Origin of the sequence: Bacillus sp. S4 (genome assembly GCF_040838205.1) — a bacterium.
GTDB classification, from domain to species: domain Bacteria; phylum Bacillota; class Bacilli; order Bacillales; family Bacillaceae_G; genus Bacillus_A; species Bacillus_A cereus_U.
This window is the reverse complement of the sequence record NZ_JBFPJI010000185.1, coordinates 1-6,468: the sequence shown is the minus strand read 5'-3', so window position 1 is coordinate 6,468 and position 6,468 is coordinate 1. Positions and strand designations below refer to the sequence as shown.

The window sequence follows — 6,468 nt, the reverse complement described above, 5'->3', positions numbered from 1 at the left end:
CTACAAGAATAATAATGAAAACTTTATTCATGCGATTAATCCCTCTTTTTTTCTTTTAAATAATACTCAATAAGTTGATTTACTTTTTCTTCTGGATATGATTCTGGTGTTTGAAGGACATGAATTACTAGCCCATCAATAAATCCGTACAGTATCTCTAATTCAAATTCTCTATTGTGACCTGGTGTGACGTATCCTAGATCCCTCATTAAATCTAGAATTATTCCCATAAGATACCTCGTATGGTCATCCATTTTCTTCCGAAGTTCAATAAGTTCTGGAGAACTAAAGGATATACCCAGAAATGTAATCCAAACCTTCCCTTCCAACATTTCTTCTTTATTAGAAGGAATAATAAATTTCATTAATCTTCTAAGTGCTTCTTCTTTCGTTCCCTTAAATTCACTTGTACGAGTGTTTGCCCGTTCTTCCATTCGATTCAATACTAAATTCATTGCATAATGAATTAATTCATTTTTAGACGAAAAATGATGCTGAACAAGTCCAACCGAAATGTTTGCCTCGTCAGCGATTTGCTGTATAGAAGCTTTATCAATACCTTTTTCTAATATTACACGCCAAGTAGCAGTGGCTATCTGATTCTTCCTTTGTATTTGATCAACAATTTTAGGCACTCATATCCTCCTCCCTTTTTATAATACGATCATATTATAAAAAAAGTACCTAAAATAATATGATCATATTATTTTAGATTTCACATTGCTCTCAAGCTAACAAAACAAAATTCCCCTATAATAAAAAATACGGTATTCCTACCGTATCCTCTAAAAAAAGAAACAGCATCTACTAGCATTTTTGAAAAAACGTTAGGTAAAAGTAAGAACATACAGTAGCTGGCTTTATTTTTAATACCATTCTTATTCCACTTACAATCGTTCCAAAAAGATAGTAACTTTCCCCAAGAAGACTCTTACTGTCGACGTTCAAAAGCAAGACGTACAGCAAGACCTGTCAAGACGCTTGCCATAAGCCAACGCTGCACTCGCAGCCACGTTGGGCGTGTGCCAAACCATTTGGCAACTCTACTTGCTGTAAATACAATTAGGAGGTTGACTATAAAGCTAACCGTTATTTGTGTAAAGCCCAGAACTGCACCTTGTAGAAGCAACGATCCTTTCTCAGGATCTTCAAATTGAGGTAGAAGTGACACATACAAAATAGCAATCTTAGGATTCAGCAGATTCGTCATAAGTCCCATTAAAAATAATTTCCGTGGCGGCTCAATAGCAATAGTACGAGGTTCCATAATAGATGTAGCACCAGGCTTAATCGAATTCCATGCGAGCCAGAGTAAGTAAGCAGCACCTGCCCACTTAACTGCTTCATAGAGAGACGGAACAGCTAGGAAAAGGGCTGTAAGTCCGAACATTGTTGCGATTATATAAATTATGAAGCCAAGCATGATACCCAAAAGAGAAATGAATCCTGCCATACGCCCCTGCGTAATCGAGCGAGAAATGAGATAAATCATGTTAGGCCCAGGTGAACAAACCATACTAAGTGAAACAATTGCAAAAGCTAGCAAAGTGCTAAAACTGACCATGAATCTTCCACCCCTTTATCTTACATAAATTTCTTATCGTCCATTTTATCATGATTGAGGAGAAAAAAGATTAATGTATGCCTATTCATATAAGGTTAACATAGCCTATTATTATCGGGGTTCACTGTATTTAGAAGACTATGAAAAGTCCTCCATTTTTTTCACTGGGGTCTTTCTTGATCACAAGGCTTTAAAAGTAACCTATCCATAGTGATATTAAAGCTACTACTAACAGGGCAAGAAGAAATATGATATTTCGAATCCACTTTTGTATATCATCAAAATACCGTTCTACAAATGCAACGTTGATATAAAACATGAGAAATACAACAAAGAAGGTAAAGTTACCAAATTTATCGTTCAATTTTTCATTAGTAAATGTACTTACATGAAGGAACAGTAAAGCAAAAGTTACTAAGAATAACTCAAATAGCCTTTTTTTGCTCACCCCACCACCCCCTTACAGTAATTTCCCTTTGTTTCATTTTATAAGAACGTAGTGTGTAGCAGACTGTAAATATTATTTACTTATGTAAAAAAAGGCTACCAATTCAAGATTGTTAGCCTTAATAGCGCCTTTTAAAAAATAACTCAATATAACAAATGACTGATTCTTCAACTTACACTATATTCTCCTTTTATTACAAAAAACGAACCTCGAATTGTTCCAGCAAGTTTAGACTTCTGTCTAGCAAACTTAAACTTCTCTACTAACTCCGTTGGTATCTCCATTCCCTCAGAAAGCTTAAATCCAACAGCCCGCTTCTTTGGGTTATCCAGCGTATACATGACGTTGACTGCAAGACCATCCTCATAGAAGACATAGGCAAATTTAATATTTCCCACTTGAAAACACGATGTTTCTAAAGGTTTTGCCGCAAACTCAATATCACGTTCTTCTTTCAAAATGCGGTTCACATAATCAAGAGTCTTCTCGCTTTCACCAGCTGGTACAACCGTAAATTCATGCTTGTATTTATTCATAAAGTAACGTGCTTCATGAGCACGTAAACCAGCAAGTGCTTCTGCTACAGGTGAAGACTCCATGCCAGCTGTAGTTACGTTTTTAAAATCAACGATATCGGACAATTCCATCTCTCCTTTTAATACTTTACTTCCTAACAACTGGAATCCATATTTCACCAAATACTGAGCCGTTTCGCTGCCCCATCTCAACCGTTGTATTTGGCCCACCAACATAGGAAAAATCTTTTACTTCTGCTAATGCTTGACCAAATGCAATACCAGTAAGCTTATTACTTAGCTCCTCAGCTGTATTGCCTTCCCCTTTAACTACTAGGTATTCTCCCCTCGGAAACTGGATAACTCTAGATTCTTCTTGTATCGTTGCCTCTGTCATGACACCAGCGTAATACATCATCTTGTTATTCACCGCTTCACTCACAGAAAAAATGTAATCATTTGTAGCTAAAGCTTTTAAAGTGTCCAACCTTCCATCTTGTTCGACGGCCAGCCAAAAGTCTGCCTTTTCCTTGTTTATGCCCGCAAAGTCTGTATAGTGGCTCTTAAGTTCAGTTCCAATACCTAACACGATAAAGCTATCTTTTTCTTCTATTGTATAATTTTTCATATTTAAAACCTTCCTCACTTTTAAATTAATCAAACGATTTATCTTTTCACTTGATGAGTTTATAATATCTTTAAATCATGTCAAAAAATGATACTGTTTAGGAGACCAACATGAAAAAAGTTGAACGGATTAATACGATCATGCGCTATATTAACAACCGCTCCCACTTTACAATTTCTGAAATCATACGAGAATTTAACATCTCACGATCGACAGCTATTAGAGACATTAGAGAAATTGAAGCCATGGGGATGCCGCTCGTCGCTGAAGTTGGAAGGGATGGAGGATATTTTGTCATGCATAACTCTATCCTGCCCGTTGTTCGCTTTACTGATAATGAGGTCAAAGCTCTTTTTATTGCCTTTATGGCCACAAGAAATCAACAACTTCCCTATTTGAAAAGTCGTCAGTCTCTAGCTGAAAAACTACTAGGACTCATCTCAGAAATCCAGCAAGATGACCTTGTTCTTTTAAATCAAATCTTGCTTTTTGAAGGGACTAACCCTCATAATCCTGACCTACTTGAGCTTTCTGACCTCCCCCATCCTATGTTAGAAAAACTCATCCAAATCCTTCTTTTAGATAGCCATTTATTGATTACCGTAAAAGAAGAGGAGGAAACCAAGTCTTATCCAATTTATCTACTACACCTTTATCAAGAAAAAAGCCATTGGATAATTGAAGGCTTTGACATAAAAGAAGAAAAAAAGAAGATGTTTCTTGTCGATCATCTCATTAATGTCGAACCCTATACGACGAAAAATAGATTAAGTAAGAAAAAAATTTCAGAAAAACTAAGTAAGAAGGACGAAGCAATCAACCTTGTACTTGAACTTGGTCCAAAAGCGATTGCCCAGTTCAAAAAATACCATCCTATAAAAATTTCTATTTCCTATACAAATCCTTACCAATCCACAGCCATTCTAAAGACTTTTATCAATGTTAACAATCTCGATGAATTGATAGAAATAACGAATTGGCTACTTTTCTTAGGTAAGGATATCAAAATCAGGGAAGTGCCTGAAGAAGTGTTAGAAGGTTTAAAAGAGAGATTATGTTTATACTGCCCATAAGCAGTGACCAGTTACACTCAAAATAATATTGAGTTTGACTAGATACCAGTTACCCCTATTTAAATACCTAGTAAAAACATTTTATTCGTTACCGCTACTTTAAACGCTCTTCTAAGAATAACGCCAACACAAAAAAAGACATGAACTAATCTTTGTTCATGTCTTTTTTATTAGATTTTAACCCTCACTAAATTACTTGTTTAATATTCTAATGTGGATTTATCTTATCCATAATCTCTTTCATTCTTTTTTCAAATCCCACTATTTTAGCACTTGAACTAACAATAGCGAATTAGAATAATGACTTAATACTTGCTAGGACAGTAAGTATACCTACAATAATGACAAATACATTGCTCATTTTCCCTCTGTATTTAGCCAGTACTGGTACTTTACGAATCGCATACATTGGTAATAGACATAAGATCGCAGCAACTAACGGACCGCTAAGGGCATCAATGATTCCAAGAATACTTGGATTTGCATAAGCAACATACCAACATGTTAATACGACAAAAGCAAGAATCATTGTCTTAACTGTTTTTTCTTCGATAGCTTTTCCGCGTGTTTTACCAAACTTGATAATTACGTCACGCATTACCTCATATGCCCCTATATAATGGCCAAGGAAAGACTTAGTTATAGCCACAAAAGCAATGATAGGAGCTGCAATAGTGATTACTGGTGAATTAAGCTCATTAGCAAGATACGATAGAATTGATAAGTTTTGTTCTTTAGCCATCATAAGATCTTTTGGAGTTAAACTCAGTGCACTACTCCAAACAAAGAACATAACTACTACGAATGTCATAATATAACAAACTTTTTGTATTTGAGCACATTTGGCATCAGTAGCTTCTATTCCATAGGTAGCTCTCTGTTTTATAACAAATGACGAAATCAGAGGAGAATGATTAAATGAGAATACTATGATTGGTAGTATCATCAATATCACTCCAAAATACCCTGTCCCTGTTGAAGCAGTAGAAACACTTGAAAAACTGAGCATTGACGTATTCCACTGTGGAATTAAAGATATTGAGATAAAAAGTAAAGACACGATAAAAGGATATACTAGCATGCTCATTATCTTTACAATGATATCTTGACCAAAATTTAGTATAGCTATAAGGCCGAGCACTAATACAAGAGATAAAATGGCCCTTGGAGGCTCCGGCATGTGCAATTGATGCACGATAAAACTACTTGCAGTATTTGTAAGTGCAACCGAATACATCAGCACGATCGTATAAATTGAAACGAAATATACTATGTTAAAAATGATACTTGCCTTATTTCCAAAATACTCTCTTATTGTACCTGTGATCCCCTCATCAGCAGAATTAGAAGCGTATATCATTTTAGCAAGTGCCCTATGTGAGTAATACATAACAGGAAATGCAAGTATCGTAATTAACAGTAATGATAATAAACCACCTGAACCTGCATTAATAGGTAAAAAGAGTACTCCTGCTCCAATTGCTGTTCCAAAAAGGCTCAATGCCCAGGTAGTATCTTGTTTATGCCACTTTTTAGGATCTAGATATTCCTCATTTTTCACTGCAGTATTTTCAGCTTGAAATTCTATTTTTTTTGCAGTATTCCCATTCATATAACAAATCCCCCTTGTATCCTATTCTTACGTCTCTTTTTAGGCTTAAGAATATAGACCATTCTTAAAAATGAATCGCTTACTTGATGCACTATATTGTAAACGATTCCACCTAAAGCTGTCTCTCTTAATGTGCGAGGCATTTATCCTCCAACCCTATACTTCGTCAGCATTGATGATATTGTTTACACCAGCTAATACGATGTCCGCTGCTACTAAACTATTTTGAAGAAATTCTCCTTCTGGTCACACACCTTTCTGCAATTAATCGTTTCAGTCTGTCCAATTTTAAAATGTTTGATATTTTCTCCGTAGGTAATCGGTTACCTCTCGACGCCCTCATTATAACGTTTATATTTGCGAGTCTAATTTTTTTTTATTTTTAGAAAGACAGAATAAACAGAATTATGAATAGATAATAAATTACAATTGGCATGTAGCAATTGTGTCTATTTTTTGAAGCTGTATTAGTTAGCAAAAAGGAGAAAATAATACAGATATCCTTTTTGTTAAAACGTTGACTATATTGGGAACTCATTATAAAGATAGTTATATTCCCTTTTGCTGAAACATCTTATTTTAGACGCGAAAACTGTTATAATAAATACTCATTGTAGATGTAAAGGAA

7 protein-coding genes and 1 pseudogene are annotated in these 6,468 nt (G+C 35.2%); 1 reads left to right on the top strand and 7 read right to left on the bottom strand.

The window, feature by feature from the left end:
• Positions 1-35 precede the first annotated feature (35 nt).
• The 5 genes from AB3X48_RS15635 to AB3X48_RS15615 form a co-directional block, all read right to left on the bottom strand.
• Positions 36-635 (bottom strand): TetR/AcrR family transcriptional regulator, encoded by a 600-nt coding sequence (locus AB3X48_RS15635; protein ID WP_002066410.1) that lies wholly within the window; start codon positions 633-635, stop codon positions 36-38.
• A gap of 296 nt (positions 636-931) precedes the next feature.
• Positions 932-1,564: a LysE family translocator gene (locus tag AB3X48_RS15630; RefSeq protein ID WP_002066409.1), complete on the bottom strand. Its 633-nt coding sequence runs from the start codon at positions 1,562-1,564 to the stop codon at positions 932-934.
• Between the two features lie 190 nt (positions 1,565-1,754).
• Complete coding sequence (locus AB3X48_RS15625) at positions 1,755-2,012, bottom strand: DUF3963 domain-containing protein (RefSeq protein ID WP_016091904.1); 258 nt, start codon at positions 2,010-2,012, stop codon at positions 1,755-1,757.
• Positions 2,013-2,179: 167 nt separating this feature from the next.
• Positions 2,180-2,653 (bottom strand): DUF8821 family protein, encoded by a 474-nt coding sequence (locus tag AB3X48_RS15620; RefSeq protein WP_503413878.1) that lies wholly within the window; start codon positions 2,651-2,653, stop codon positions 2,180-2,182.
• Positions 2,654-2,675: 22 nt separating this feature from the next.
• On the bottom strand, positions 2,676-3,155 hold the full coding sequence (locus AB3X48_RS15615; protein WP_016105537.1) for a GyrI-like domain-containing protein: 480 nt from the start codon (positions 3,153-3,155) through the stop codon (positions 2,676-2,678).
• Between the two features lie 110 nt (positions 3,156-3,265).
• Between AB3X48_RS15615 and AB3X48_RS15610 the strand changes: the two genes are divergently transcribed.
• Positions 3,266-4,228, top strand: a complete 963-nt coding sequence (locus tag AB3X48_RS15610) for a helix-turn-helix transcriptional regulator (protein ID WP_088099383.1) — start codon at positions 3,266-3,268, stop codon at positions 4,226-4,228.
• 292 nt (positions 4,229-4,520) lie between these two features.
• Here the strand turns inward: AB3X48_RS15610 and AB3X48_RS15605 are convergent, their stop codons facing one another.
• Positions 4,521-5,840 (bottom strand): aromatic amino acid transport family protein, encoded by a 1,320-nt coding sequence (locus AB3X48_RS15605; protein ID WP_002110964.1) that lies wholly within the window; start codon positions 5,838-5,840, stop codon positions 4,521-4,523.
• 146 nt (positions 5,841-5,986) lie between these two features.
• Positions 5,987-6,144 (bottom strand): annotated as a pseudogene (locus AB3X48_RS15600) (L-serine ammonia-lyase, iron-sulfur-dependent, subunit alpha); the annotation flags it as partial.
• Positions 6,145-6,468 lie beyond the last annotated feature (324 nt).